Origin of the sequence: Streptomyces niveiscabiei (genome assembly GCF_001419795.1) — a bacterium.
Lineage (GTDB): Bacteria > Actinomycetota > Actinomycetes > Streptomycetales > Streptomycetaceae > Streptomyces > Streptomyces niveiscabiei.
This window is the reverse complement of sequence record NZ_LIRL01001330.1, coordinates 1-2,316: the sequence shown is the minus strand read 5'-3', so window position 1 is coordinate 2,316 and position 2,316 is coordinate 1. Positions and strand designations below refer to the sequence as shown.

The window sequence follows — 2,316 nt, the reverse complement described above, 5'->3', positions numbered from 1 at the left end:
GCCGCGAGCGCCGCGACGGCCACCGTCACGACCGCGAGCGCTGTGCCCGCCGCCATCGCCCGGCCGCGCCACGCGGGCGCCGTGTGCAGTACGGCGTACGCGCGCCGCAGCCGGGGCGCCGGGGTGAGGTGCGGGTTCTCGTCCAGCGTCCGGGTCAGGGACTGCCGCAGCACCGTCCGCGTCAGCCGTTCGCGGGAGTCCTTGCGCAGCAGGCCCTGGACGGTCCCGGCGAGCTGACCGGCGCGCAGGGGCGCGCGCAACGGCAGCCGGTCCACGCCCCGCAGGGTCGCGTCGGGCCGGTCGCGGTCCCGGAACGGGGGCCGCCCCTCCAGCAGCGTGTACAGGATCGCGCCCAGCGCCCACAGGTCCGCCGCCGGGCCGATCCGCTCGTCGCGGGCCTGCTCGGGCGAGGCGTACGAGGGGGCCGCGACCCGGGGCGCGAGCGTCGCGCCGACTAGGCCGAAGCCGGTGAGGACGACGGGGCCGCGGTCCCGGACGAAGATCTGGCCCGGGCTCAGCTCGCCGTGCGTGATGCCCTCGCCGTGCGCCGCCTCCAGGACGTCCAGGACCTCCAGGGCGATCGCCGCCGCCCGCGCGGGGTGGAACGAGCCCTGCTGTTCGATCAGCTGGCCCAGCGGCAGGCCGTCGATCCACTCGGTGACCGTCCACAGCGAGCCGTCCTCCGCGACCGCGTCGAGCACCGCCGCGATCCGTCCCGGGCACAGCCGGGTCATCGTCGCCGCCATCCGCCGCACCCCCCGCGCGGCAGCCCGCCCGTCCTCCGGCGCCGTCCCCTCCGGCAGACCGATCCGCGTGACCAGGCAGGGCCTGCCGTCCTGCGCGTCCTGGCCGTACCAGCTGACGCGGTTCGTCTCCCGTTGGACGACATCGAGGAGGAGGTATCTGCCGGCGATCAACTCGTGCGTGGAGACGTGCGCCTTGACCATGGTCATCCCTCGCTGAACCCCCGGAGTTTCTCTCCCTTTCCCAGTGGTACGGCGCGCGGGGCGCGGTGCGTTCAAACGATCCGCGATTTCCGGGGGGAATCTGTCTTCCATTCAAAAGCGGCGGGGTGCGCGGGGAAACGTATGTGCGAGGAAAGGGGATTCAGGCGCCGAATAGCTGCGTCCAGTACGTGCCCGCGGGGCCGCCGCCCGCGAAGCCGACACCGAGGTGGGTGAAATCCGCCTTCAGGATGTTGGCCCGATGTCCCGGACTGTTCATCCAGCCCTCCACCACCTCGGCGGCCGAACGCTGGCCGCAGGCGATGTTCTCCCCGATCGACCGTTTCGCCGACCCCGCCGCCTTGGCGCGGTCCCAGGGCTGAGTGCCCTCCGGAGACGTGTGCGAGTAGAACGCGCGGGCCGCCATGTCGACGCAGTACGCGCGCGCCGCACGCGCGAGAGGGCCGTCGGGGGCGAGCGGCCCGAGGCCCGCGCGGACCCGTTCACGGTTGGTGAGTTCGAGCACCTCCGCCTCCACCCGATCGAGCCCGGCCGGGGTGAGGGGGCTCGCCCACACGGCGGTCCAGTACGCGTCGACCCGCGCCACACCCGCGTGCGTGAACGCCGGGTCCTGGACCGTCCGGCGGGTGTCCCCGCCGCTCAGGCAGTACTCGACGAACTCGGCGTGCGTCCGGGGGCCCGACACCAGGTGCTCGCCGACCGCGAGGTACGTGAACCCGGCCGCCGTGACCCGCTGGAACACGGAGACCCCGTCCCGCCCCTCCACCCCGAGCTTCCCGGCGCCGGCCATGGCAGCGGCGTGCGCGCGGGCGGCGGAGACGAGGCGGGCGTCCAGGACGACGGGGGGTGAACCGGCGCGGGCGCGGGCGGGGTTGACGAGGGCGAGGAAGCCGTCGGGGTCGGTGAGTCCCCGGCGCTCGGTGCTGCCGCCCGCTGTGCCGGTCGCGTCCGCTGTGCCGGTTCCGGTGACCGCCTGTGTGTGGTCCGCCGCGCCGTCGTCGGAGACGTCCACCCCGAAGTCCCGTGCCAGACCGGCCAGGCCGTCCGCGTAGCCCTGGCCCAGGGCGCGCACCTTCCAGGCGCCCTGGCGGCGGTACAGCTCGACGGCGACGACGGCCGACTCGGCGTCGAGGCCGGTGAGGGTGAACGTCGCGAGGTCGGTCCCGTCGGCGCCCGCGACCGCGACGAACGGGGCCGCTGAGGCGCCGAAGCGGACGGCCCCGGCGCCGGCCGGCAGCGCGAGCAGCACGTGCACGCGGTGCGCGCGCTGCGGTACGGCGTCCAGGTCGACGGCGATGCGGTGCTGGCGGGCGGCCTGCCGGGGGACCTCCAGGCCGCCCGCCAGCACCGC

At 75.2% G+C, this 2,316-nt stretch carries 2 protein-coding genes; both read right to left on the bottom strand.

Translation table 11 applies throughout. The features are described 5' to 3' along the window. On the bottom strand, positions 1-953 hold a 953-nt coding region (locus AOK24_RS43705; RefSeq protein WP_159052227.1), incomplete at its 3' end, for a serine/threonine-protein kinase. A gap of 154 nt (positions 954-1,107) precedes the next feature. Further along, positions 1,108-2,316 (bottom strand): CAP domain-containing protein (locus AOK24_RS43700; protein ID WP_240554418.1); only part of this gene is annotated, 1,209 nt, incomplete at its 5' end.